The organism is Kribbella sp. NPDC048928 (assembly GCF_043197975.1).
In the GTDB taxonomy this organism is placed as follows: Bacteria; Actinomycetota; Actinomycetes; order Propionibacteriales; family Kribbellaceae; genus Kribbella.
In genome coordinates this window covers 1,116,776-1,139,307 of record NZ_JBICUC010000001.1, presented here as the reverse complement: position 1 = coordinate 1,139,307, position 22,532 = coordinate 1,116,776, and the positions used below count along the sequence as shown (strand labels likewise).

At 69.6% G+C, this 22,532-nt stretch carries 22 protein-coding genes; 12 read left to right on the top strand and 10 right to left on the bottom strand.

Features of this window, described 5'->3' with window-relative positions:
• Positions 1-162: 162 nt before the first annotated feature.
• The 6 genes from ACGFI6_RS05460 (at position 163) to ACGFI6_RS05435 (ending at position 6,067) form a co-directional block, all read left to right on the top strand.
• Positions 163-1,635: a wax ester/triacylglycerol synthase family O-acyltransferase gene (locus ACGFI6_RS05460; protein WP_393115426.1), complete on the top strand. Its 1,473-nt coding sequence runs from the start codon at positions 163-165 to the stop codon at positions 1,633-1,635.
• A complete protein-coding gene (locus ACGFI6_RS05455) occupies positions 1,632-2,189 on the top strand; it encodes a DUF6912 family protein (RefSeq protein WP_393115425.1) in 558 nt (185 codons plus the stop codon). Before ACGFI6_RS05460 ends, ACGFI6_RS05455 begins: the two co-directional genes overlap by 4 nt.
• Before the next feature lie 15 nt (positions 2,190-2,204).
• Entirely contained in the window at positions 2,205-3,119 is a 915-nt protein-coding gene (locus ACGFI6_RS05450) for a Ku protein (protein WP_393115424.1), read from the top strand.
• Positions 3,116-3,568 carry a VOC family protein gene (locus ACGFI6_RS05445; RefSeq protein WP_393115423.1) on the top strand — a complete coding sequence of 151 codons (453 nt, stop codon included), beginning with the start codon at positions 3,116-3,118 and terminating at the stop codon, positions 3,566-3,568. Before ACGFI6_RS05450 ends, ACGFI6_RS05445 begins: the two co-directional genes overlap by 4 nt.
• A 74-nt stretch (positions 3,569-3,642) precedes the next feature.
• On the top strand, positions 3,643-5,346 hold the full coding sequence (gene pruA, locus ACGFI6_RS05440; protein ID WP_393115422.1) for an L-glutamate gamma-semialdehyde dehydrogenase: 1,704 nt from the start codon (positions 3,643-3,645) through the stop codon (positions 5,344-5,346).
• Between the two features lie 61 nt (positions 5,347-5,407).
• Entirely contained in the window at positions 5,408-6,067 is a 660-nt protein-coding gene (locus tag ACGFI6_RS05435) for a hypothetical protein (RefSeq protein WP_393115421.1), read from the top strand.
• Positions 6,068-6,176: 109 nt separating this feature from the next.
• On the opposite strand, the gene ACGFI6_RS05430 is transcribed toward ACGFI6_RS05435, so the two are convergent.
• The 8 genes from ACGFI6_RS05430 to ACGFI6_RS05395 all read right to left on the bottom strand — a co-directional run bounded on the left by ACGFI6_RS05430 (position 6,177) and on the right by ACGFI6_RS05395 (position 15,327).
• Positions 6,177-6,416 carry a hypothetical protein gene (locus ACGFI6_RS05430; RefSeq protein ID WP_393115420.1) on the bottom strand — a complete coding sequence of 80 codons (240 nt, stop codon included), beginning with the start codon at positions 6,414-6,416 and terminating at the stop codon, positions 6,177-6,179.
• A gap of 76 nt (positions 6,417-6,492) precedes the next feature.
• Complete coding sequence (locus tag ACGFI6_RS05425) at positions 6,493-6,984, bottom strand: DUF2505 domain-containing protein (RefSeq protein WP_393115419.1); 492 nt, start codon at positions 6,982-6,984, stop codon at positions 6,493-6,495.
• Between the two features lie 25 nt (positions 6,985-7,009).
• Positions 7,010-7,912 (bottom strand): hypothetical protein, encoded by a 903-nt coding sequence (locus ACGFI6_RS05420; RefSeq protein ID WP_393115418.1) that lies wholly within the window; start codon positions 7,910-7,912, stop codon positions 7,010-7,012.
• On the bottom strand, positions 7,909-10,380 hold the full coding sequence (locus ACGFI6_RS05415) for an Hsp70 family protein (protein WP_393115417.1): 2,472 nt from the start codon (positions 10,378-10,380) through the stop codon (positions 7,909-7,911). The genes ACGFI6_RS05420 and ACGFI6_RS05415 overlap by 4 nt, the downstream gene beginning before the upstream one ends.
• Positions 10,373-10,882, bottom strand: coding sequence for a hypothetical protein (locus tag ACGFI6_RS05410; RefSeq protein WP_393115416.1), 510 nt, complete (start codon positions 10,880-10,882; stop codon positions 10,373-10,375). The genes ACGFI6_RS05415 and ACGFI6_RS05410 overlap by 8 nt, the downstream gene beginning before the upstream one ends.
• A complete protein-coding gene (locus tag ACGFI6_RS05405; RefSeq protein ID WP_393115415.1) occupies positions 10,879-13,035 on the bottom strand; it encodes a hypothetical protein in 2,157 nt (718 codons plus the stop codon). The genes ACGFI6_RS05410 and ACGFI6_RS05405 overlap by 4 nt, the downstream gene beginning before the upstream one ends.
• Positions 13,036-13,267: 232 nt before the next feature.
• A complete protein-coding gene (locus tag ACGFI6_RS05400) occupies positions 13,268-14,728 on the bottom strand; it encodes a glycoside hydrolase family 76 protein (RefSeq protein WP_393115414.1) in 1,461 nt (486 codons plus the stop codon).
• 83 nt (positions 14,729-14,811) lie between these two features.
• Complete coding sequence (locus tag ACGFI6_RS05395) at positions 14,812-15,327, bottom strand: hypothetical protein (protein ID WP_393115413.1); 516 nt, start codon at positions 15,325-15,327, stop codon at positions 14,812-14,814.
• Positions 15,328-15,458: 131 nt separating this feature from the next.
• On the opposite strand from ACGFI6_RS05395, the gene ACGFI6_RS05390 reads away from it, so the two are divergent.
• The 4 genes from ACGFI6_RS05390 (at position 15,459) to ACGFI6_RS05375 (ending at position 19,120) form a co-directional block, all read left to right on the top strand.
• A complete protein-coding gene (locus tag ACGFI6_RS05390) occupies positions 15,459-16,280 on the top strand; it encodes a tryptophan 2,3-dioxygenase (protein ID WP_393115412.1) in 822 nt (273 codons plus the stop codon).
• A gap of 62 nt (positions 16,281-16,342) precedes the next feature.
• A complete protein-coding gene (locus ACGFI6_RS05385; protein ID WP_393115411.1) occupies positions 16,343-16,975 on the top strand; it encodes a hypothetical protein in 633 nt (210 codons plus the stop codon).
• Between the two features lie 130 nt (positions 16,976-17,105).
• Positions 17,106-17,798 carry a response regulator transcription factor gene (locus ACGFI6_RS05380; RefSeq protein WP_393115410.1) on the top strand — a complete coding sequence of 231 codons (693 nt, stop codon included), beginning with the start codon at positions 17,106-17,108 and terminating at the stop codon, positions 17,796-17,798.
• A complete protein-coding gene (locus ACGFI6_RS05375) occupies positions 17,798-19,120 on the top strand; it encodes a sensor histidine kinase (RefSeq protein ID WP_393115409.1) in 1,323 nt (440 codons plus the stop codon). Before ACGFI6_RS05380 ends, ACGFI6_RS05375 begins: the two co-directional genes overlap by 1 nt.
• Here the strand turns inward: ACGFI6_RS05375 and ACGFI6_RS05370 are convergent.
• Positions 19,101-19,982, bottom strand: coding sequence for a LysR substrate-binding domain-containing protein (locus tag ACGFI6_RS05370; protein ID WP_393115408.1), 882 nt, complete (start codon positions 19,980-19,982; stop codon positions 19,101-19,103). The two genes, ACGFI6_RS05375 and ACGFI6_RS05370, sit on opposite strands and share 20 nt — an antisense overlap.
• Before the next feature lie 85 nt (positions 19,983-20,067).
• On the opposite strand from ACGFI6_RS05370, the gene ACGFI6_RS05365 reads away from it, so the two are divergent.
• Together ACGFI6_RS05365 and ACGFI6_RS05360 are read left to right on the top strand one after the other, a co-directional pair.
• Entirely contained in the window at positions 20,068-20,847 is a 780-nt protein-coding gene (locus ACGFI6_RS05365; RefSeq protein ID WP_393115754.1) for a CoA transferase subunit A, read from the top strand.
• A gap of 151 nt (positions 20,848-20,998) precedes the next feature.
• On the top strand, positions 20,999-21,952 hold the full coding sequence (locus ACGFI6_RS05360; RefSeq protein ID WP_393115407.1) for a hypothetical protein: 954 nt from the start codon (positions 20,999-21,001) through the stop codon (positions 21,950-21,952).
• 40 nt (positions 21,953-21,992) lie between these two features.
• Here the strand turns inward: ACGFI6_RS05360 and ACGFI6_RS05355 are convergent, their stop codons facing one another.
• A complete protein-coding gene (locus ACGFI6_RS05355) occupies positions 21,993-22,466 on the bottom strand; it encodes a hypothetical protein (protein ID WP_393115406.1) in 474 nt (157 codons plus the stop codon).
• Positions 22,467-22,532: the final 66 nt, after the last annotated feature.

The following is a 22,532-nucleotide window of genomic DNA, read 5'->3' as shown; positions in this document are numbered from 1 at the left end:
GGAGCCTTTCAAGGGGTCAGGTGACAGATCGGGGCGCATGACACACCCCCTTGCTTGACGAACACAGATAGCTCAGTGTTCCCGTACGAGCAGTGTTGCAGCCCACTGTCGGCGGGGCCCGCTAGGGTGAGAATTCGTCGAACCGAGAGGAAGGTGACTGACATGCCGGACCGGCTGACGTCGCTCGAGCTCACCTTCCTCAAGGCAGAGTCGCCGGCGACCCCGATGCACGTCGGCACGGTCGACATCTTCGAGCCGCCGGTGCACGGTGACGAGGGGTTCGACTACGAGAGCCTGGTGGCCCTGATCCGGGATCGGATCGCGTTCGTGCCGCGGTACCGGCAGCGCGTCCAGCAGATCCCCGGGCGGTTCGCCGGGCCGGTCTGGGTGGACGACGAAGAGTTCGACATCACTTTTCACGTCCGGCGCTCCGCGCTGCCCCGGCCGGGGACGCACGCGCAGCTGCTCGAGCTGGTCGCCCGGATCATGTCCCGGCGCCTCGACCGGGCCCGCCCGCTCTGGGAGATGTACCTGGTCGAGGGCCTCGAGGGCGACCGGTTCGCGATCATCGCCAAGTCCCATCAGGCGCTTGTCGACGGCAACAGCACGGTCGACATCGGCCAGGTGGTGCTGGACGCGACCGCACACCCGCGGGAGACGCCGACCGACACCTGGCAGCCGGACCACCCACCGTCCGCGCTGGAGCTGCTCGCGGGCGTCTTCGCCGACGCCACCCGGAACCCGTCCGCCGTTCTCGAGCTCGCCCGCGCGGAGATGACCAGCCTGACCGGCTCCAGCTCGGTCCGTGAGGTGATCGGCGACGTGGTCGGCTCGCTGGTCGCCCAGCGGCACGTCCAGGAGAGCTCGCTGCACGTCAAGACGTCCGGTCAGCGGCGGTTCACCACGGTGCAGACCGACCTGGAGGACTACCGGACCATCCGCGCGGCGCACGGCGGCACGGTCAACGACGTGATTCTCGCGGTCGTCGCGGGCGCGTTCCGGGCCTGGATGATGACCCGCGGTGAGGGCGTCGGCCCGACCAGGAGCGTCCGGTCGGTGGTCCCGGTCAGCATCCGTGACGACGAGGACGAGGAGCCGACGACCTCGCTCGGCTCCCGGGTGATCGCCTCCAGCGTCAACCTGCCGGTCGGGGAGAACTCCCCTGTCATGCGGCTGCACCAGATCTCGTACCAGACGAAGGTGCACAAGGACACCGGCCGCGCGGTCAGCGCCCGCTCGCTGGTCGGCATCGCCGGGTTCGCCCCGACCACGCTGCACGCCCTCGCGGCCCGGGTCGCGACCACCACGGTCCGGCCGATCGACGACGTGGTGATCACCAACGTCCCGGGTCCGCAGTTCCCGCTGTACGCGCAGGGCGCCCCGATGCTCGCGTCGTACCCGGTGGTTCCGCTGATGCCCGGGCAAGGGCTCTCGGTCGGCGTCACGTCGTACGACGGAAAGGTGTACTACGGTCTGAATGCGGACCGCACCGCCATGCCGGACCTCGCTGTGTTCGCCCAATGCGTGACCGACGCGCTGGACGAGCTGCTGGACACCACCAAGGGCAGCCGGAACCGGGCCTCCCGGGGCCGGAAGAAACCCCGCACCAGTACTACCAAGAAGGCGGGCTCATGAGGGTGTACGTCCCATCCACGCTGCGGCTGCTGAGCGCGGCGTGCAATGCCGGCGAGGTCGGCCCGGCGCCGCTGACGGTGTACGCCGTTACGCCCGCGCTCCGCGAGTTCTACTCCGAGGGTGACGACGAGGAGCTGGAGTTCGCCGCCATGGCGCAGGCGGCCCGGGCCTCGGTCGGACTGCTGGCCGCCGATCCGGGTACCAGCCGGAGACGTGTGGTGATCGCGGCCGAGGTGAGCGCGGTGCCGCCGGCGGACGGGTCCGTGGAGCTCGGCGACGCTCGCCTGGAGCTGCACGTGGTCATCCCGTGGCGCTCGGTGGCGTCGGTGCACCTGGACACCGCCCAGGCGACGACGGTGATCGGCAAGGCGGTCGATGTCTGGGACGCTGCCCAGTCCGGCGACGACGACGCTGTGTTCGCCCTGGATTCGTGCGAGGGTGAAGACCTGATGTGGTACGCGACACAGGAGATCCCCGATCTGCTCGCGGCGGAGGGGCCGCGGGGCCGCAACGGATCGGCACAGGGATCGGCAGAGGCCCATGGGTCGAACTGACGGGAGCTGATGGCGATGCAGGCGATCTGGAAGGGGGCCATCTCGTTCGGGATGGTGACGATCCCGATCAAGGTGTTCTCCGCGACCGAGGAGAAGGACATCTCGTTCCGTCAGGTGCACGTCGCCGACGGCGGCCGGATCAAGTACAAGCGGATCTGCTCGATCGACGGCGAAGAGGTGCCGTACTCCGACATCGGCAAGGGCTACGAGATGCCCGACGGCCGGATGGTGGTGCTGGACTCGGACGACTTCGCCGACCTGCCGCTGTCCAGCAAGAAGGTCATCGACGTGCTCGAGTTCGTGCCGGCCGACCAGGTCGACCCGCTCTACCTCGGCAAGTCGTACTACCTGGCCGCTGACGGCGGGCCGGGCGCGAAGCCGTACGTGCTGCTCCGCGACGCTCTCGAGGGCTCCGAGCTGTACGCACTGGTCAAGGTCGCGCTGCGCTCCCGGGAGAGCCTGGGTCTGCTCCGGACCGTGGACGACGTGCTGGTGCTGCAGGTGATGCTCTGGCCGGACGAGATCCGCGACAAGGGGTTCGCGGCGCCGCCGGAGGACGTCGAGATCCGGTCCCAGGAGAAGGCGATGGCGTCGTCGTACATCGACACCCTGCGCGGCGAGTTCGACCCGGACCAGTACCACGACGAGTACCGGGTGGCGCTGGAGAAGGTCGTCGAGGCGAAGGCCGAGGGCGTACCGCTGCCGGAGTCCGACGAGGAAGAGACCGAGGGCGCCGAGGTCGTCGACCTGGTCGCCGCGCTGCGCGCCTCGGTCGAGGCCGCCAAGGCCCGGCGTGCGGGTGGCGGCTCCGATGCCGCGCCGGCGAAGAAGGCCCCGGCCAAGAAGGCCGCCGCGAAGAAGGCACCCGCCAAGAAGGCCGCTGCCAAGAAAGCTCCGGCGAAGAAGGCCGCGAAGAAGAAGTCGGCATGAGCGAGCGGACGGAAGTGCCGACGGACATCTCCGAGGTTCCGGTGGATCCTGGGCATGCGCCGGTGACGCCGGGGGCCTACCTGCTCGAGTTGGTCCCGATCCCGGTTGCGGACGTCGACCGGGCCAAGGCGTTCTACACCGACCAGGCCGGCTTCGTCTGCGACGTGGACGTCACGCCCGCCGACGGGGTCCGGATTGTGCAGCTCACGCCGCCCGGTTCGTACTGCTCGATCTCGCTGACGACCGGGCTGCCGCAGATGCAAATGGCTCCCGGCAGCCAGCGCGGCCTCCACCTGGTCGTCAAGGACATCGAGGCCGCCCGCCAGGAGCTGATCGCCCGCGGCGTCGAGGTCAGCCCCACGGAGGACCTCGGCGGCGTCTTCTACGCCTGGTTCGCAGACCCCGACGGCAACACCTGGACCCTCCAGCACATGCCCTGGCGAAAGTAGCGCAGCGAGCCCGGACTGCGGTTGGGCGGGATCAGACCAGTCTGGTTCGTGGTCCGGGTCGTTCGCGTGGCACCATGCTGGTGTCACGTCAGGCCATCCGTACCGGCGTGCCGAGTCCGGTCCATCCGATGATCGAGGAGTCCTGCAGCATGGATGCCGTTACCGCCGTTCCGACGCCCGCCAACGAACCGGTCAAGGGATATGCCCCCGGGTCGGGGGAGCGGGCGAGTCTGGAGGCGAAGCTGAAGGACTTCGTGGCGGGTGGGGCGATCGAGCTGACCTGCACGATCGGTGGTGAGCAGCGGCTCGGCGGCGGGGCGCCGATCGAGGTGGTGCAGCCGCACAAGCACGCGCACGTACTCGGCACGCTCGGCAACGCGACCGAGGCCGACGGCCGGGCCGCCGTCGATGCGGCGCTGGCCGCGGCTCCGGCCTGGCGCTCGCTGTCCTTCGACGACCGGGCCGCGATCTTCCTGAAGGCTGCCGACCTGCTGGCCGGCCCGTGGCGCGACACCCTGAACGCGGCCACCATGCTCGGCCAGTCGAAGACGGTCCAGCAGGCCGAGATCGACGCCGCCTGCGAGTTCATCGACTTCCTCCGGTTCAACGTGGCGTTCGCGCGGCAGATCGTCAGCGACCAGCCGATCTCGTCGCCGGGCGTCTGGAACCGGGTCGACTACCGGCCGCTCGAGGGCTTCGTCTACGCGATCACCCCGTTCAACTTCACCGCGATTGCCGGCAACCTGCCGACCGCGCCGGCGCTGATGGGCAACACCGTCGTCTGGAAGCCGTCGCCGACGCAGCAGTTCGCGGCGCACTGGACGATGCGGTTGCTCGAGGCCGCGGGCCTGCCGGCCGGCGTGATCAACCTGGTCACCGGCGACGGCATCGAGGTGTCGAAGGCGGCGCTGACGCATCCGGACCTGGCCGGGATCCACTTCACCGGGTCGACGAAGACGTTCCACTCGCTGTGGGGGACGGTCGGCGCGAACATCTCCTCGTACAAGACGTACCCGCGGCTGGTCGGCGAGACCGGCGGCAAGGACTTCATCCTCGCGCACCCGTCGGCGGACCCCGCGGTGCTGAAGACCGCGATGGTGCGCGGCGCCTTCGAGTACCAGGGCCAGAAGTGTTCGGCCGCGTCGCGTTCGTACGTGCCGCGTTCGGTGTGGGACCGGATCCGGGACGACATCGTCGCCGAGACCGAGTCGATCACGATGGGCGACGTCACCGACCTGTCGAACTTCATCGGCGCGGTGATCGACGACCGCGCGTTCGCCAAGCACAAGGCCGCGCTGGACCGGGCCCGCGAGGTGGCCTCGATCGATGTCGTTGCCGGTGGCACCTATGACGACAGCGAGGGGTACTTCGTCCGCCCGACGCTGCTCGTCTCCGGGGATCCGGCCGACGAGATCTTCAGCACCGAGTACTTCGGCCCGATCCTCGGCGTGCACGTGTACGACGACGCGGACTACGACGCGGTGCTGCGCGGTATGGAGCACTCGGCACCGTACGGGCTGACCGGTGCGGTCATCGCGCAGGACCGGCACGCGATCGCGGCGGCGGCCGAGTACCTGCGGTTCGCGGCCGGCAACTTCTACGTCAACGACAAGCCGACCGGCGCGGTCGTCGGCCAGCAGCCGTTCGGCGGCGCCCGCGCGTCCGGCACCAACGACAAGGCCGGCTCGATGTGGAACCTGATCCGCTGGGCCTCCCCCCGCTCGATGAAGGAAACCTTCACCCCACCCACCGACTACCACTACCCCCACCAAGCCTGACCCAGCTTGGTCCCGGGAAATCGGGTGGCGTCGGCGTTCTGAGGCTGCTTGGATCCGGGGCGTGACGTACGAGGAGCTGCCGCCGGCGGCGGATCATCGCGAGGTTGAGCGAGTACTGCGAGACGCCGGGTGGACTCCTTGTGGGGCCGGGGACTGGGCGATCGCGCTGCGGGCGCCGGACGGGCGAACCGCGGCGCGGATCAGTCCGTTCGATCCGGCCGGCCCGTACACGGTCGCGTTGTACCGCGAGGCCGCATACACGCGTCAGGTGCCGGAGGTGTTCGCGCATCGGCGGCTGGTTGGCGGTGGGGATCTGCAGATCCTCGAATGGCTCGATCCGGCAGCCCCGGCCGAAGCAGCCGAGTTCCACCATGCGCTCGCGGCGCGTGAACCGGCGTACGCCGACCTCGCAGATGTCGTACGCCGGGTCCACGACCGTGGCCTGCGCGAGCTGCCCTGGTTCGCGCCACACCTGGACGACAACCCCGACAACATCATGCGTACGAAGGACGGCCGCCTGGTCGCAGCTGACCTGTTCAGCGCCGACGGCCCCAGGCTCTACGCCGCAGTCCTCGACAACCCCGCCCTCGTCGTCGCGACCATCCCCGAACCCGAACGCCGCTTCATGACCGAGCTCCCCATGACCAACACCGGCCCCTGGGACCCCGCCGTACTCGCAACCATGCAAGCCGCCCTAAACCCCACCAACGACAACCCCTGACCCGTGGGTCGGTCCATCTCCGGGGTTAACCGCTGAGCTTGTGGGTTGGCCTACTGCTGTGCAGACGGCGGACCCACCATGTCAGAGGCCAACCCCTGAGCAGGTGGGGTCAGGCTGTGTGGTGGTGCAGATCCTGGGTGGGCGGGTCTATCAGGAGGGCGGAGCCGCATTTGGTGCAGATCCACTCGTCGGGCTCGTCGATCTGGTAGTCGGACGGCTCGATGCGTTCGAACGGCATCTCGGTCGCGCAGAACGCGCAGTACTGCGCCGCACTCGCACTCGCGGCCGCACTCGCCTCCGCAGCGGCCGGCGCTGGGTGGGGTCGTTTGGTTCGCAGGGGAGTTTGCATCGGGACAAGTCACCTCCGGGGCAACGCTTGCTTTCAGGTTGCCACCGGAGGTGTCGTCCTTACCGCAACGACACGGCTACTTGCCGCTCCACTCGTGCCCGAGGTCGTGCTCCTTCTGCAGCCCGGAGCGGATCGCGTCCACCACGAACGGCTCCAGCTTCTTGCCGATCAGCGGCACCGCGACCTTCACCTCGAGGTCGATCGCCTGAACCGTCTGCGCACCGTTGGCGGCGATCCGCGCGGTGCCCTTCAGGGTGACCGGGGTGTTGCTGATCTCGCCGGCCACGTCCGCGGTCCGCGAACCGTCCGCAGCGGCCGCGTGCCAGGTCTCGGTCTGGACGACGGTCAGCGTCTCGCCGACGAACTTCCGCGCCATGTCCGGGATGTCGGTGGCCTCCATTTTCCGGCTGACCCGGACCACGGTGTCGCCGCCGGACGCGCTGACCTTCACGTCGTACGACAGCGCCTTGGTCTTCTCGCAGGCCTGCTCGCGGAAGGCCGGGTCGGTCACGATCGCGAACACTTCCTCGGGGGTGGCGTCGTACGACGCCGACATCTTCAGCTCCATGCGGTCATCATGGCATTAGAGGGCATCACCCCTCGGTCAGCGGCGTCAGCGTGACCGTGACGGTACGGTTCTTGGTGTCCGTCCGGTACGGCGGATGCGCCTGGTCGCCGGACTGCATCGTGAACGCGGTCAGCGGCAACCCGGATGCCGTACTCAACTGCTGCGTCGCGACCCGGGCCCGGAGCAACGCCGTACGGGAGCCGCCTGAGCTGCTCCCACCTGGTACGACCACGGAGAACCCGGTCACCGTGATCGAAGCCTTCATCCCCGGCAGCCGCTTGCCGAGAGCATCGAGAGCAGCCTGCCCCGACGGGCTGAGGTCGGTGCCGGCTGTGAACACGCCGTCGAGGAACACCACCCGAACCACACTCGTACCGCGCTGCGCCTGCACCCCAGGCCCAGCAGCCTGTTGCTGAAGGGCGGCCAGCTTGGAGGCGACCGCAGCAGCGGACGCCCGTCGCTGCGCCTCCATCTCAGCCAGCCGGCGAGCCAACTCCGCCGCACGTTGCTCAGCCCCGGTGTCCACAGTCTGAGTCGTCGTAGCCGTCGGCTGCGCCACAGGCTCGGCAGCAGGAGTATCCGTACCGCGCTCAACCGCAACGAGACCACCGCCAACTACCGCACCCACCAGCAGCACAGCGCCGACGATCGGCAGCACCGGTCGCGCAGCCCGGCGATGCTTGCGGATTGCGGCAACAGTCCTCCGGCCGGCAGCCGCGGCCGCATCATCAGGCGCCGTCTTCTGCACCTGCGCCCACAGCGCATCCGCTTCAGTCCAACGCTTCTGCTGGGCGCGGATCCGAGCCAGCAGGTCGAGCGCGGACGGCTCGGACACGTCGGTGAGGAGCGCGGCCGCACCGTCCAGGTCCCCGGAGCGCGCGAGCTCGGTGGCGCGGGTGACGGCGACCTGCTGCCGGAGGTCCGTCATTTGGTGAGCCCGACGATGATGTCCCGCTCGTCGCGCGGGAGCAGGCGGATCATCTGCTGCACGACGTGTTCCAGTTCCCGCTGGTCACGCTTGTTGATCGCATCGCGACCCTCACGCACCAGCCGGTCGGCCTCGGCGGTCGGCGGCAGGATGCCGGGCTGCCGTACGACATCCCAGTACACGGCCTCGTGCCAGCCGGGCTGGCGCCGGTACAGCCGCGCCATGAAGATCTCGGCCCGCTCGGTCACCGCGTCGATCCCCTTGAGGTCGCGCTCGTCGATGGCGTGCTGGGCCGCTTCCCGCAGGGCGGTCAGCTCCTGCTCGTCCCGTACGGCACCTGCCGCGTGCACCAACTCCGCCGCCTCCGCGAGGAGATCGAGCAGTTCGCGCGTACGGCGCGGCAGCGCCACCAGATCCTCGATGTCGTCCAGGTCCGCCTGGAAGTCCCGCAGCCGGTCCTCGGCCGTCGCGGCCGCACCCGCATCGGTCGCCGCCGCGCGCACCTGCTCCCGCACCGTCGCGAGCGTTCCCTCGGCCTCCAGCCGCCGCAGCCGCTCGTCCACCTCCGGCAGGTCCGCGGACCGCTGCAGGACCTCGAGCCGATCCTCGGCCTCGGCCAGTTGCTGGGTCAGCTCGTCCGCGGACGGCGTCTTCACCGACCCGAGGTCGATGTCCGCCTCGAACTGCGCGCCGATCAGCGGGACGTCGGCCACCACGGTCACCAGGTTCGACGCGTCCACCTCGAAGGTGACCTGGACCTCGGTCCCGACCGGCAGGTCCATCCGCAGGTCGACCGGCTTGATGGTCAGCTCGCCGACCGGGCGGTTCCGGTTCGCGCGCCGCCGTTCGCCTTGCACCACAGGGATCCGGAGCAGGGCCTCGTCGTCGCGCCGCATCAGCGTGTTCGACGTACGGAACGTGTCCTTGGCCGTTGTCGGTACGCCGGCGCCCTTGCGGAGCAGCGGGGAGAACGTCTGGTCGGCGAGCTGGATGCCGAGCGAGTGCGTGAGCCGGGCGCCGCCGAAGACGTCGCGGCGGTGCGTGATCGAGAACGTGCTCGGCACCAGCTTCTGCGGTGCGCCGGCCGGGTCGATCAGCTCGATGGTGAAGCGCGACGTCCGCAGCTCGTCCACCGTCACCTCGGTGGCGAACGCGCCGACCCGGTTCAGCGTGATGTTCGCGGTCCGGAACGGCGGCCGGCCTTCGGGGTTCGCGAGGACGACCGAGTACCCGGTCCAGTCGAGGTCGCGGCCCGCACTCAGCCGTCCGGCGACGGTGGTGGTCGCCGTGGTGATCGCCGGTTCGTACGACAGTTCGACGCCGAACTCGCCGCGCTCCGGGGCCGCTGTCAGCGGGGCCGGATGGCGGATCGTGCTCGCGAACACCGCGGCACCACGGGCAACCACGGTCGACGGGTCCAGCCGGGTCTCGAGCTCGATGCCGATCCCCTCGGCCGGATCAGCGAGCCGCTCGCGCAGGCCGGGGGAGAGCGTGACGCCACCGACCAGGAGCAGCTTGTCGATCGCGTCCGCCGACAGACCGTTCTCCCGGATCGCCTCCCGGCACAGGTTGATCGCACGCACGTAGTACGGCTCGGCGACCCGGTCGAGGGCGTCCCGCGTGAGCGTGAAGTCGAACGTCTCCGGGCCGCCAGGAGTGTCCAGATCGACGAGCAACGTCGTCGAGTCGATGCTCGACAGCGCGATCTTCGCCTCCTCCGCGGCCGCCTTCAGCCGAGTGAAGTTGAACTCGTGCTGCGGGTTGTCGCGCTGGAACTCCGGCAGCCCGAACTCCGCCGCCGCGGCCGGCGCGAGCACCCGCTCGACCAGCGCCCAGTCGATCAGCTTGCCGCCCAGGTACCGGTCGCCGGCGTGGTTCAGCACCCGCAGCTCACCGTCGCGCTTGTTCACCACGGCGGCGTCGAAGGTCCCGCCGCCGAAGTCGAAGACCATCCAGTACGCGCGATCGCTGGTCTCCTGCAGTCCGTACGCGAACGCGGCCGCGGTCGGCTCCTGGAGCAGCGGAGAACCGGGGACGAAGCCGGCCAGCGTCGCAGCCTCCACGGTTGCCTTGTTCTGATTCAGGGCGAACGCTGCCGGGACCGTGATGACGGCCGCCGTCGGCGCCTCGTTCAGGAAGCGGGTCGCGTCCGCGCGCAGCGCCTTCAGCACCTCGGCCGACAGCTGCGGCGGCGTCAGCTGGACACCGGCGCGTTCGAAAGACCGGACCGCGTCCGAGAGCCCCATCTCCAGCTTGAACTCCGACGCCGTGTTCCGCGGGTCCCGCTCGGCGCGGATCCGGGCCTTGGCGCCGACCCGGACCTCGCCGGGCTTGGGCATCCAGATCGCCGACGGCGTGGTCTCCTGGCTCTCGGCGTTCTTGATCACGGTGACGTTGTCGCCCTCGGCGAAGGCGATCGCACTGTTCGTGGTGCCGAGATCGATCCCGATGTCGATGGTGTCACGCATGGCTGTCCTCGCTGTCGTCACGTTTCGCGGAGTCCGTCGGCACGGCGACGATCACCTGGGCGGTCTGAAGCTGCCGGTCGTGGTGGTACACGGCCGGCCGTACGGTCTCGGCGACGGTCTCCACCGTTGCCTCCGGGTCGTCGGAGTAGAGCAGTACGTCGACCGCGCGGCCGGCGTCGAAGCGCTCGCCGTCATGGTCCTGGACGGTCAGCCCGGCCGCGGCCAGCGCGTCGGCACAGGCGCGCAGATAGCGCGCTGCCTGCCGACCCTGACCATCGTTGCCTTGGGCAAGTTTGCGGCGGGCTCGCCACAGGTTGGTGGCCGCCTCCGCGAGCGAGTCGTCGTCCGCGTCCTCGGCAGGTTGCGCCTGCAGATCGGCCAGCGACCGATCCAGGTCGGCCAGTGAGCGGTCGAGGTCGTCGTACGCGGCGCCCGACCAGCTCGGTGCGGCGATCCGGAACGCCTTGTGCTGCCGCCATTGGCGGAATCCGGCCCAGGTCATTTGAGCGCTCCCTTGAACGGCTTGTCGTCGGCGCGGTGTACCAGGCAGTACGCGTACTTGACCTGCTTCGGGTCCGACCACCAGCTGTGGTCCGGCGACCCGGACCAGGTGGTGAAACCGGGCAGCCTCGGAATCCCTTGTTTACAGACCTTCTGGGCCTGCGCGACGACCGCCTTGTCGCCCGGCCACGGCTTGCCGGCGGGGTAGATCGTCGGGTAGCCGAAGATCTGCGCCCAGTGCCACTCGCTGCAGCTGACAACTGCGACGTTGCCGGTGAGCTGGCCGTCCGGCAGGTTCTGCACGCAGGTCCCGATCGGTGCGTTCTGGCTGATGTTCCTGGCGAACAAGGCCATCGGTACGGCGGCCGGCTTCTTCGGCGCATCGGGTTTCGTCACCCCGCCGGCGGTCAGCACGATGCCGTCGGCGCGATGGACCACGCAGGCCGCGTAGTTCTCGTACGCGGTGTTGTTCTTCCCGTTGTTCCAGTCCTTGGCGCCTGCGTAGATCGCGTTCACGATGTAGCCGGCGTTCGTCAGGTGCTGCTGAGCGAGCGCCTCACCGCACCGGAAGTACGCGAGCGCGTTCGCCTGCGCGTCACCCGGATACGTCGAGGGCACCTTGGTGATCGGTACGTACGCGACCACCTCGCCCCAGTGCGGATCGTCGCAGTTGCCCTTGTTGAGCGCGGTCGGCTTGTTCAGCCAGTCGCTGTCCTGCTTGCCCAGGCAGGTCCCGACGGGCGTGTTGTCGACGATCTTCTCGTTGAAGACGTTGACCTTCCGCGGCCACCAGTGCCACGCGCCGAGCGCGATCAGGGCGAGCACCAGTACGAAGGCCGTGATCCTGCGCCGGCGACGGGTCCGCGGGGACACCGGCGGCGAGACCGGCCGCGGCGCGGGCTGTGGCTTGCGCTTCTTCTGCTTCTGGGCGGCAGGCCGGCGTTTGTCCTGCACCTGCGTCTGATTCCGGGTCGGAGCGGTCGCGGAATGCTTGCGGCCGAACGTCCCGTTCGAGATCTCGGCGAGCATCTGGTCGATCTCCGCGCGCACGCTGGGTGAGGTGCTTTCACGGCGGACGTTCCGCAGCAGGCGCTGCGCGGCGCCCTTGCCCTGGGTGCGGTGGATGGTGAGGACGCGGGCGCGGAAGTCCCGGATCGCCTTCTGGGTCTCGAGGAACGCGTCCCGGTTCTCGTTGATCAGGTCGTGCTCGCGCTGGTCGATCGCCAGTTCCGTCGCCAGGTCGAGCCAGGCCTCGACGCGGCCGTCGCCGTCCTGGCCGTTGTTCATCAGGTCGACGGCGCAGTTGTTGAGCAAGATGGCGACCTGGTCGTGCAGCGCCGAGGTTCGGTGGTTCTCCTTCGGCGGGAGCAGCGCGTCCAGGCGTTGCAGCTTCGGCAGCAGGTCGATCTGGATCTCGGCGACGATCCCGTCGGCCGGCTCGTCGCCGATCCGGCGGCCGAGGTCGGTACGGCGTTCCTCCAGGTCCTCGTACAACGGGGCGACGGCCGTCTCGAGCAGGCGCCGGTGCAATTGCTCTGCCTGGGGGAACTTCCGGGCCACCTTGACGAGCGTCTCGGCCCGGAAGACCCGGCCGGTGGCGGCGAGGTCGACGGCCGGTTGCACGAGCGTCCGCGGCAGTTCGCGCTGGATCCCGGTCACGGCCGCACCGTCGAGCTGGCGGTCGTCGAGCGAACGAACCCTCGACTCCAGGTGGGCCGCGGTGGCACCGACGACCTTGGACCAGGACTGCCAGGCGCGCCGCCACTCGGCATCCGGCGTACCGCTGTCCTGCTCGCGGGCGATGGCGTCGCTGTGCGCGGCGACCGCGGCGTCATGATTCTGGTGTACGGCGGCGGTGCAGCCGCACTTGGAGACGTCGTTGCCCCACGGGGCGAACATCTCGTGGACGAGGCGCCGGCGCGGGTCGCCGAGGATCAGGTCGCAGGCCGCCTGGATCTCGTGCGGGTCGCGTGAGGTCGCCGTACCGAGGTCGATGTCCGCACCGACCTCCAGCGCCGCGCGCAGCCGTTGCGCGACCTGCCGCGTCGTGCGGGCGTCGGAGTCGGCGAGCAGGCCGCTGACCCGAAAGGCGTTCCGGCGGTAGAGGTCCGGACCGGCCAGCCTTCGCAACTCGTCGACAATCGGATCCGGCACCGGCTCACCCCCAGGGACACGAGCCGACCGGTCTGCCTGCTCGTGACCTCAACCCTGGCACCCGCAGAGGACACTTTCAGCCGCACTCAGACCGGTCTGGACCCGCTCTGGATCCCCGATGGACGCGCCTTGGACCGAACCTGCATTTGAGAGCGTCCGAGGACCCACCGCCTACTGCGAGGCACTCCGCCGAGCACCTGCTCGCGACGGCGGTGGGTCCTCGGACGCCCTCTCAGACCGTGTTCATCAGGTCGAGGGCGGATTGCTGGCGGGCGGCGTCGAGTTTGTCGACGGGGCCGGACCAGCGCAGGCCGTACTGGTCCATCGGGGTCCGGTCGGCGGCGTACGCGCGGTCGGCCTGGCGTTGCAGGTACGACGTGTACGGATGGTCCGAAAGGGCAGCGTCGAGTTTTCCGAGGCCGCGGACGTGCGCGCCCTTGAATGACGGCCCGTCGCCGCCGCAGTCGCCGTCCTCGCACGGTTCGCGGAGGATGCCGTCCGCGGTGTGCAGCGACGCGGCGGTCGTCGACGCGTCCGCGAGCTGCCGGGCGCTGGTCAGGTACGCCGAGTTGTTGGTTGCCTTCGACAACTCGGTGAGCGCGCCGATCAGCACGCCCTGGTTGTACGTCCACGCAGTCTGGCCGTTGTTCTTGCACGTGGACAGGTCGATGCCGTCGTTCACCAGCTGCGAGCCGTTGATCATCCCGGTCTGCTGGAACCACGTCCACCCGGCCTGCGCGCGTTGCAGGTACGTCGAGTCGCCGCCGATCCGCGTGTGCAGCTGTGCGTTCAGCTGGATGTAGAGCGAGTTCGAGATCGCGTTCTTGTACGTCTTCGCCTCGCTCCACCAGACGCCGCCACCGCAGGTGTTGTCCCAGTACGCGGCCATGTGGTCCGCGTCGGCGCGGGCGGTCTGCAGGTACCGCGCATCACCGGTCAGGTCGTACGCCGCGACCCACGCAAGCCCCCACCACCCGGTGTCGTCGATGTAGTCGTTGCGGAACTGGCCCTCGAACTGGTTCAGGTTCAGGTCGTACGTCTTGCCGATCGCGTACTGGTAGCTGGTCATCCCGCTGACCCGCATGTTGTCGATCAACGCGTTCAGCGCATTCGCCGAGTTCCACCAGCCGGTGGTGTCGAACAGGCCGGTGGACAGGTTGTAGTCCTGCATCAGCGCGGTCGCGGCCGCCGTCCGGCGATCCCATGCGTTCCAGGTTGTACGGGCCCAGGAGGTGCACGCGATGTCGGCGCGGTCGCCGGCCTTGCCGCAGGCGCGGAGGGCGCCGACGCCGAGGTTGTTCCAGTCGTCGACGTTGTACTGCTGCGTACGCCAGCCGTTCTGTCCCGCTGGGATCGCGGTGTTGCCGAGGCGGCTGCCGGCGGACCACGTACGGCCGCCGTCCATCGAGCGGTCCAGCCACACCTCGTCGCCGGGGCTGCCGTTCTCGATCGAGGCCCAACCCATCGCGGCGTCGTCGTCGAAGTGCAGCCTGATCGTCCGGCCGAACAACGTGCCGGAGACCGGCGTTCGGTCTTTCGTGGCCAGGGCCGGGTCGCGCGCGTCGCAGTACTTGTTGCAGATCGTTGCCTGGGTCGTCATGTTCACCGGTGGGGTCTCGGCCGGCGCTGGCGGTGCTGGTGCGCCGAGGGGTGCGAGTAACAGGGCGAGGCTGGAAACGATTCCAACGGACATCACAGATCTCCCTGGGGCGGTAGGAAGAGGATGTCACTGACCGTAGGCGCCGCCTAGCGGCGCGTCAAGAGCCGAACGGCGGATCAGAAGTGCAGGAGGGTGGTGAGGATCGCGGCGGTGGTGAGGAGGGTGCAGGCGATCGCGAAGCGGCGGCCGCGGGCGCGGCGGCGGGCGATCGCGGTCCGGTCGGGGCGGGTGCTGCACGGGTCGAAACCGAGCTCGTCGGCCGGTGCGAGGACGCTGCCGAGCCGCGCGAAGAGCGGCCGGCGCTCCGCCTGCCGGGTCGCCTCGTCGACGACCCGGCGGCGCATGAACTCCCGGTGCCGCGTCGCCGGAACCCTGACATCCAGCGGTACGACCAGGCTCGACGGGAGCACGAGCTCGGACGGCAGCGGCAGCCCCGGCGGCAGCGCCCGCTGCACCACTCCGTGCGCGGCCGCCACCCGCCTCGCCCGGCTGATCGAAGGCGGGAGGATCAGGTAGGCGAGGTGGACCAGCGACCGGTAGTCGTCGAGCAGCAGTGCCTCGATCAGCGGTTCTTCCCGGGTCGGCCCCTGAACGGGACCGGGGACGATCGGCGTTTCGACCGTGGCGGACATGCAACTCCTCGATTTCGGCGTACGGCGCTGAATGCCGCGACTCCGTCGCAGCGGGTCCTGGGGCTCCCATACCTAGGTGACAACGAACGAATGACTGACCAGTCACGGAACCGTCGGCTAGTCTCCGTCTCATGGGCACTGGTGACGGGGTTGCGGGGCAGTGGGGTGGGTCCGACGTGCATTTCGGCGAGGAGGGCGGCCGGCTCACGTACGGCAGTTACCTCAGGCTGACCGAGCTGCTCGACCAGCAGCGGCTGGAGTCGGAGCCGCCGGCGCACGACGAGCTGCTGTTCATCACGATCCACCAGGTGTACGAGCTGTGGTTCAAGCAGAATCTGCACGAGCTGACCGCGTCCCGGGACGCGATGCTGGCCGGTGAGCTGTGGCTGGCCGAGCACCTGCTGCGGCGGGTGCACACGATCGAGCGGGTGCTCACGCAGCAGGTGGACATCCTGGAGACGATGACCCCGCAGGACTTCGGGGAGTTCCGGCACCGGTTGTCCCCGGCGTCGGGGTTCCAGTCGGTGCAGTTCCGCGAGATCGAGTTCCTGTCCGGTGCCAAGGACCCCTCCTTCGTACGCCGGTTCCGCGGCCTGACCGACGTCGAGAAGGAACGGCTGCGCCGGCGCCTCGAGGAGCCGACGCTGTGGGACGCGTACGTCGACGTACTGGGGGCAGCGGGTTTCGGGACGGACTCGGAGGACTCGATCCGGGACGCGCTCCGCAAGGTCGCCGGCGACCGCTCGCAGTACGCCGCGATCTGGGAGCTCGCCGAGGCCCTCCTCCAGCACGACGAACTCGCCGCCGCCTGGCGCGCCCGGCATGTCGTCATGGTCGAACGGATGATCGGCACCAAGCCAGGCACCGGGGGTTCCTCAGGAGCCAACTACCTGCGCAGCCGGTTGGACCTGCGCTACTACCCCCTCCTCTGGAACCTTCGCAGCAATCTTTAGGGCGTGCCGGTCCCCGATGCCGGGTACTTGTCCTTGCGCCGGCTAGCGAAGGGCGGGGTGTCGTGAAGGTCTACTCCGACGTTGGTACGCAGCGGGTCGGGCAGGTCGTGGGCGACCTGGTCCTGGTGGGGTGGTGCTGGCTCTGCGTGGAGTTGGGGCTGCTGGTGCACCGGATGACCGAGGGCCTGGGGGAGCCGGGGCGGAAGGCGGCCGAGGCGGGCGACGGGCTGGCCGGCGAGCTGCGGAAGATGTCCGAGCCGATCGGGAAGGTGCCGGCGGTCGGGGACCAGTTGCGGTCGCCGATCGACGGGGCCGCGGGTGCGGCGGGCAAGCTCGCACAGGCGGGTCGGGACCAGGCGCACGCGGTGGACCAGTTGGCGTTGGTGCTCGCGGGGGTGACCATCGGGTTGCCGGTGTTGTTCGCCGTACTGATCTGGATGCCGCGGCGGATCCGGTTCTCGCGGCGGGCGACCGCGGCGCGGAAGTTCATCGACAACGCGGCGGATCTGGACCTGTTCGCGTTGCGGGCGATGGCGAACCAGCCGATGCACAAGCTCGCGAAGATCACCGACGACCCGGTCGCCGCCTGGCGCAACGGCGACGCCGAGGTGATCGCCGATCTCGCCGGCCTGGAGCTACGCACCACCGGACTCAAGCCACCCCGGACCCCCGCCACTCAGCAAGACACCCCCTGAGCCCATCCAGGCGATTGGTGAGCGAGGGGGTCCGCCCGTGAGCCCTACCACCGAGCGTTGGTGAGTGCCTGGGGTCCGCTTAACAGCGCCTTGAGGATCGGGGCGGGCTTCGGCGGTTACGCTCGGTTTCATGGCGCGGGTGCTGCTGGTCGAGGACGATGATGCGATCCGGGCGTCGCTGGGCAGGTCCCTGACGGCGGCCGGGCACGTCGTCTCTGCGGTCGCGGCCGGCGCCGACGGGGTGGCGGCGGTGGCGCGCGAGAAGCCCGAGGTACTGCTGCTCGACCTGGGGCTCCCGGATCTGGACGGGCGGGACGTGCTGGCGATGGTTCGGGCAGTCAGCGACGTGCCGGTGATCGTGGCGACGGCGCGCGACGACGATGCGAGCGTGGTACGGCTGCTCGACGCCGGCGCGGACGACTATGTGATCAAGCCGTTCAGCGCCGCGCAGATGGATGCCCGGATCAGGGCCGTACTGCGGCGACTCGGGCAGGACCAGCAGGGCGAGTCGACGGTCGAGGTCGGCGGCCTGCGGATCGATCCGCGCAGCCGTGAGGTGACGGTGGACGGGGCCGCGGTGGAGCTGACCCGCAAGGAGTTCGACCTGCTGCTGGCGTTGTCGCGACGTCCCGGGGCGGTGGTGAGCAAGCGGGAGCTGCTCGCGGAGGTCTGGGGGCTGCCGTGGGGCGGTGGCGACCGGACCGTCGACGTACACCTGTCCTGGCTGCGGCGGAAGCTCGGCGAGACGGCGGCCGCGCCGCGGTTCCTGCACAGTGTGCGTGGCGTCGGCATCAAGCTCGCCGTACCTGACCTGGACGGCTGATGCGTCGGCGCATCCTCTTCCTCTCGGTGGGCATGACCACGCTGGTCGTGCTCGCGTTCGCAGTACCGCTGGTGATCCTGCTGCGCAGTTCGACGGCCGGCGAGTCCAAGGACAAGGCGCGGAACCGGGCCGAGACTGTGGCGTACTACGTCGGCGACAAGGACCACACGAACGACGACATCACGGCGTACATCAACGGGCTCCCGGACGCGCCGGGCCGGATCTCGGTACGGACGCCCGACGGCACCACGCTGGGCGATCCGCCGCCGGGCGGGGTGCCGGCGCCGAAGACTCTCCCGTCGGGGTACGGGCGCGACGACAGTGACGCGGACAACCGGAAGGGTCCGCCGAAGGTCGGCGACGCGGACTATCGCGATGTGGACGGCGGTCTGGCCGTCGACGTCGGTGTCGGTACGCCGAAGGGCACCGCGTCCGTCTGTCTCTACCTGACCGCCGACGAGCTGTACGACGGTGTGGTGCCGCGGATCCTGATCCTCGTCGGCGGCAGCCTGCTCGTACTGCTGCTCAGCATCGCCGGCGCCGAACTGGTGTCGCGCCGCCTCGCGCGACCGCTGGAAGAGACGGCGAGTACGGCGGAACGCCTGGCCCGCGGTGACATGGACGCCCGCGCGCCGACCACCGGCCCGGCCGAGGTCGCGAAGGTCGGCTCCGCGCTGAACGGGCTGGCGGACCGGATCGACGAGGTGATCGCGGTCGAACGCGAGGCGGTCGCCGACCTCTCGCACCGCCTGCGGACGCCGCTGACCGCTCTCCGCCTGCAGGTCGAGGCGTTGCCCGACCGGGAGCGCGCCGAGGAGCTCAACACCCAGGTCAACAGCCTCGAACGGACGTTGACCGCGGTGATCAGCGCTGCGCGCCGGCCGCAGCGCGAGGGCCGCGTGCCGCACTCGGACGCGGTCGAGGTGACCCGGCAGCGGGCCGCGTTCTGGGAGCCGCTGTTCGAGGACCAGGGCCGCGAGCTCGCGCTCGACCTGCCGGACGCGCCCGCGACGGTACGGTCCTCCGCCGAGGATCTCGGCGCCGCGCTGGATGCACTGGTGGAGAACGTCGTCGCGCACACTCCCGACGGGACGCCGGCGCGCATCACACTGACCCGAGACGACGGCATCATCCGAATCGTTGTCGCCGATAACGGTCCCGGAATCCCTTTGGGTGCAGGCGAACGCGGCCGGAGCGACCGCGGCTCCACCGGTCTCGGCCTGGACATCGCGCGCCGGTGCGCCGAGGCTGCGGGCGGCAGCCTCACCCTGCATCGCAACGAGGTCGTCCTGACCCTGCGAGCTACCGAACCAAGCCCTTGAGAACAGCGAGTGCCCGCGCCAGGTGCGGCGCGTCGTCGTCCGCCCGGGTAGCGGCCGCCAACTCGACACTCGCCGGGCCAGTGAGCGCGCGATAAGCGATCCCCGGTACGAGCAACTCGCTCACCGGCTCCGGTACGACCGCGATCCCGAGCCCGGCCGCGACGAACGTGACGAGCGTGGAGGTCTCCGACACCTCGTGCCGGATCAGCGGCTCGAATCCGGCCTCACGACAGCGCGCGAGCACGGTGTCGTACATCACCGAACGCCCACCACCCGCGTGCATCACGAAGTCCTCGCCGGCCAGCTCCGGCAGCCGGATCCGCCGCCGGCTCGCCAGCCGATGCCCGTCCGGCACGGCGACGATCAGCCGATCGGCCCGCAGTACGTCGACCCGTAGCGACTCGTCGTCGACCGGCGGCCGCAGCAGCCCGAGATCGATCCGCCCGTCCGCGAGTGCCTGTGCCTGATCCGGGGCGAGCATCTCGCCCTGGACAGCGACCTCGACCTCGGGCAGCTCCTCGCGCAACGTCCGCACCAGTTGCGGCAGCAAGCTGTACGTCGCGGAGCCGACGCACCCGATTACCAGCCGCCCCTGCAGCCCGGCCGCGACCCGCTGCGCCTCACCGGCCGCTGACGACACCGCGGCAAGGATCTGCCGCGCGCGGAGCAGGTACGCCTCGCCCGCCGGCGTGAGCTCGACGCGTCTCGTCGTACGGCGGAGGAGTTGCAGGCCCAGCTCGCTCTCCAGCCGGCGGATCTGCTGCGACAGCGGCGGTTGGGCCATGTGCAGGCGGGCCGCGGCGCGGCCGAAGTGCCGTTCCTCGGCGACGGCGACGAAGTACCGCAGATGACGAAGCTCCACCGATTCATACTTGCAGAGTCTTGATCGGGCGGATACGGGTATTTCTCCCTATCGGTTGCGGCGGCCTACCGTCGAGTGCATGAGCCTGGACAAGGTCGTTGCCACTGCGGCGCAGTCGGTTGCGGACATTCCGGACGGCGCGAGCCTCGCGGTGGGTGGGTTCGGGCTGGCCGGGATCCCGTGGTTCCTGATCGAGGCGCTGCTCGAGCAGGGCGCGCGGGACCTCACCGTCGTGTCGAACAACTGCGGTGTCGACGGCGCGGGTCTTGGCCTGCTCCTCGAGCGCGGGCGGATCAGCCGGGTGATCGCGTCGTACGTGGGGGAGAACAAGGAGTTCGCGCGCCAGTACCTCGCGGGCGAACTGACGGTCGAGCTGACCCCGCAGGGCACGCTCGCCGAACGGCTGCGCGCGGGCGGTGCCGGGATCGGGGCGTTCTTCACGCCGACCGGCGTCGGCACGCTGGTGTCCGACGGCGGTCTGCCCTGGCGGTACGCGCCGGACGGCACGGTGGCGCTCGCGTCGCCGCCGAAGGAGGTGCGGACGATCCAGGGCCGAGAGATGCTGCTCGAGGAGGCGATCGTCACCGACGTCGCCCTGATTCGCGCGGCGGTCGCCGATCGAGCCGGGAACTGCGTCTTCCACGCGGCAGCGCGGAACTTCAACCCGATCGCCGCGACGGCCGGCCGCTTGACGATCGTGGAGGCCGAGCGCGTCGTCGAGACCGGCGCCCTCGACCCGGACGCGATCCACCTCCCGGGCGTCTTCGTCCAACGCGTCGTCCCCCTGACCCTTGACCAGGCCGCCCAGAAGCGGATCGAGAAGCGGACTGTGGTGGCGGACGCCCAGGCAGGCAGAAGTCGCTGAAACGGGCCCTTACCGGTCGGTAGACCGGGGTTCTGCCTGCGTGGAGATCCACCTCTGCAGCTTGCTGCAAGTTCGTCGTCAGGAGTCGTCCGCGTCAGCTATAGTCAGCGCGATCTCGGGGGGCGAGATTCTTTTTCTGAGGGGGACACCCATGAAGCTCAAGCGCGTCGCGCTTGCCTTTGCCGGTGCCGGCCTGCTGGCCGCCACCGTCGCTTCGATTCCGGCCGCCGCCACCGGTCAGGCCGACCCGAAGCCGCACGCCTTTGCCAAGAACGTCACTCCGAACACGATCAAGGCCGGTGAGCCGTGCATCAGCGACGTCATGTCGCCGACGGCTGCCGGCATGTCGCAGGAGACAGTGGCTCTGCCTGGCCGTCACGTCGAGGCAGCTCAGGACACGCCGTTCAAGTTCGTCGGCACCCGGGCCGACACGACCTGGTACGGCGCCGTGAACGCGTCGGGCACCCAGGTCTACTACTACGGTCTGCTGCTTCAGGGCGCCAACCTGTACCGGCACACGACGTACCTGCGTGACGGCGGCGACTCGAACATCTGGGCACCGACCTTCAAGAAGGTCGGGACCGGCTGGACGAGCTTCAAGTCCATCGCCACGTCCAACTACAGCGTCGCGGCTCCGCGGCACGCGTACCTGTACGGCCTGAACACCAACGGCAGCCTGTACCGCTACCAGATCGTCGGTGCCGGCTTCCGCGCGCTCGGCCCGCTCGCAGGCTTCCGCGGGTTCAAGACGATGACGGTGATCAGCGAGACGGCGACGTACGACACGCTGCTGATGACCACGAACGCCGGTGCGCTCTGGACCGCCCACATCCCGGTCGCTGCCGGGGCCAAGCCCGTGATGAAGCGCATCCGCGCATCGGGCTGGTCGGCGTACGAGTCCTTGGTCGTGCAGGGCTGTGGGAGCCGCGGCGGGTCGCTGATCGTCGCCGTCGACAACGACACGCAGTCCGGCAACCAGTACGCGATGAGCAAGGCGAACGGCGCCGCGACCGCGATCACGTCGTACGGCAAGATCCCGGTCGTGCTCAACGGAGTGAACACCGTCTCCATCACCACCCACTACGACCAACTGGTCGGCGAATAGTTCACTGAGGTCCCGCACATCCTCGCGATGTGCGGGACCGTCAGGTTGTGGCGAGGAGTTGGTGCAGGGAACGCTGGAGGGTGGTCACGATCTGGTCCGGGGCGGTGCCGCGCCGGCGCGCGATCTCGCGGTAGGTGAGCCCGCCGAAGTACGCATCGACCAGATCCTCCCGCTGCGGCGCGGTCAGGCTGCCGCAGTCGACGGTCTCGCCGGCCCGCCGCGCGGTTGACGCGGCGTCACCGCTGGCCAGGACCGCGAACCGGTGCGTCAGCTGGCTCGCCCACTGCGCGACTGTCATCCGGGTCGGGTCGTACTCACCCTGGTTGCGGCACACGTAGTCGAAGACCGCGGCGCAGACGGACGCGGCCGTACCAGGACTGTCGCAGAGCCTCAGCGCGAGCCCGTACACCGTGCCGGCGAGGGCGTCGTACAGCGCGGAAGGGCCGTCGGCTGTGCCCAGCTGGGCCAGAGCGGTCGTACAGGCTGCTTCGTCGACCGATGGTGATCGCTGCACAGGGCAACTCCGATACGGCTGCGTTGGTTGGTGGGAACACCGGTACCCGTCCGACAGCCTCTCATC

Bases quoted from the DNA above. Each gene is read 5' to 3' on its own strand.
- ACGFI6_RS05390 (WP_393115412.1), top strand. From the start codon at position 15,459: ATGGGCACTGGTGACGGGGTTGCGGGGCAGTGGGGTGGGTCCGACGTG.
- ACGFI6_RS05425 (WP_393115419.1), bottom strand. From the start codon at position 6,984: ATGGAGCTGAAGATGTCGGCGTCGTACGACGCCACCCCCGAGGAAGTG.
- ACGFI6_RS05360 (WP_393115407.1), top strand. From the start codon at position 20,999: ATGAAGCTCAAGCGCGTCGCGCTTGCCTTTGCCGGTGCCGGCCTGCTG.
- ACGFI6_RS05380 (WP_393115410.1), top strand. From the start codon at position 17,106: ATGGCGCGGGTGCTGCTGGTCGAGGACGATGATGCGATCCGGGCGTCG.
- pruA (WP_393115422.1), top strand. From the start codon at position 3,643: ATGCTGGTGTCACGTCAGGCCATCCGTACCGGCGTGCCGAGTCCGGTC.
- ACGFI6_RS05415 (WP_393115417.1), bottom strand. From the start codon at position 10,380: ATGCGTGACACCATCGACATCGGGATCGATCTCGGCACCACGAACAGT.
- ACGFI6_RS05430 (WP_393115420.1), bottom strand. From the start codon at position 6,416: ATGCAAACTCCCCTGCGAACCAAACGACCCCACCCAGCGCCGGCCGCT.
- ACGFI6_RS05395 (WP_393115413.1), bottom strand. From the start codon at position 15,327: ATGTCCGCCACGGTCGAAACGCCGATCGTCCCCGGTCCCGTTCAGGGG.
- ACGFI6_RS05450 (WP_393115424.1), top strand. From the start codon at position 2,205: ATGCAGGCGATCTGGAAGGGGGCCATCTCGTTCGGGATGGTGACGATC.
- ACGFI6_RS05420 (WP_393115418.1), bottom strand. From the start codon at position 7,912: ATGACGGACCTCCGGCAGCAGGTCGCCGTCACCCGCGCCACCGAGCTC.
- ACGFI6_RS05400 (WP_393115414.1), bottom strand. From the start codon at position 14,728: ATGTCCGTTGGAATCGTTTCCAGCCTCGCCCTGTTACTCGCACCCCTC.
- ACGFI6_RS05455 (WP_393115425.1), top strand. From the start codon at position 1,632: ATGAGGGTGTACGTCCCATCCACGCTGCGGCTGCTGAGCGCGGCGTGC.
- ACGFI6_RS05460 (WP_393115426.1), top strand. From the start codon at position 163: ATGCCGGACCGGCTGACGTCGCTCGAGCTCACCTTCCTCAAGGCAGAG.
- ACGFI6_RS05445 (WP_393115423.1), top strand. From the start codon at position 3,116: ATGAGCGAGCGGACGGAAGTGCCGACGGACATCTCCGAGGTTCCGGTG.
- ACGFI6_RS05375 (WP_393115409.1), top strand. From the start codon at position 17,798: ATGCGTCGGCGCATCCTCTTCCTCTCGGTGGGCATGACCACGCTGGTC.
- ACGFI6_RS05410 (WP_393115416.1), bottom strand. From the start codon at position 10,882: ATGACCTGGGCCGGATTCCGCCAATGGCGGCAGCACAAGGCGTTCCGG.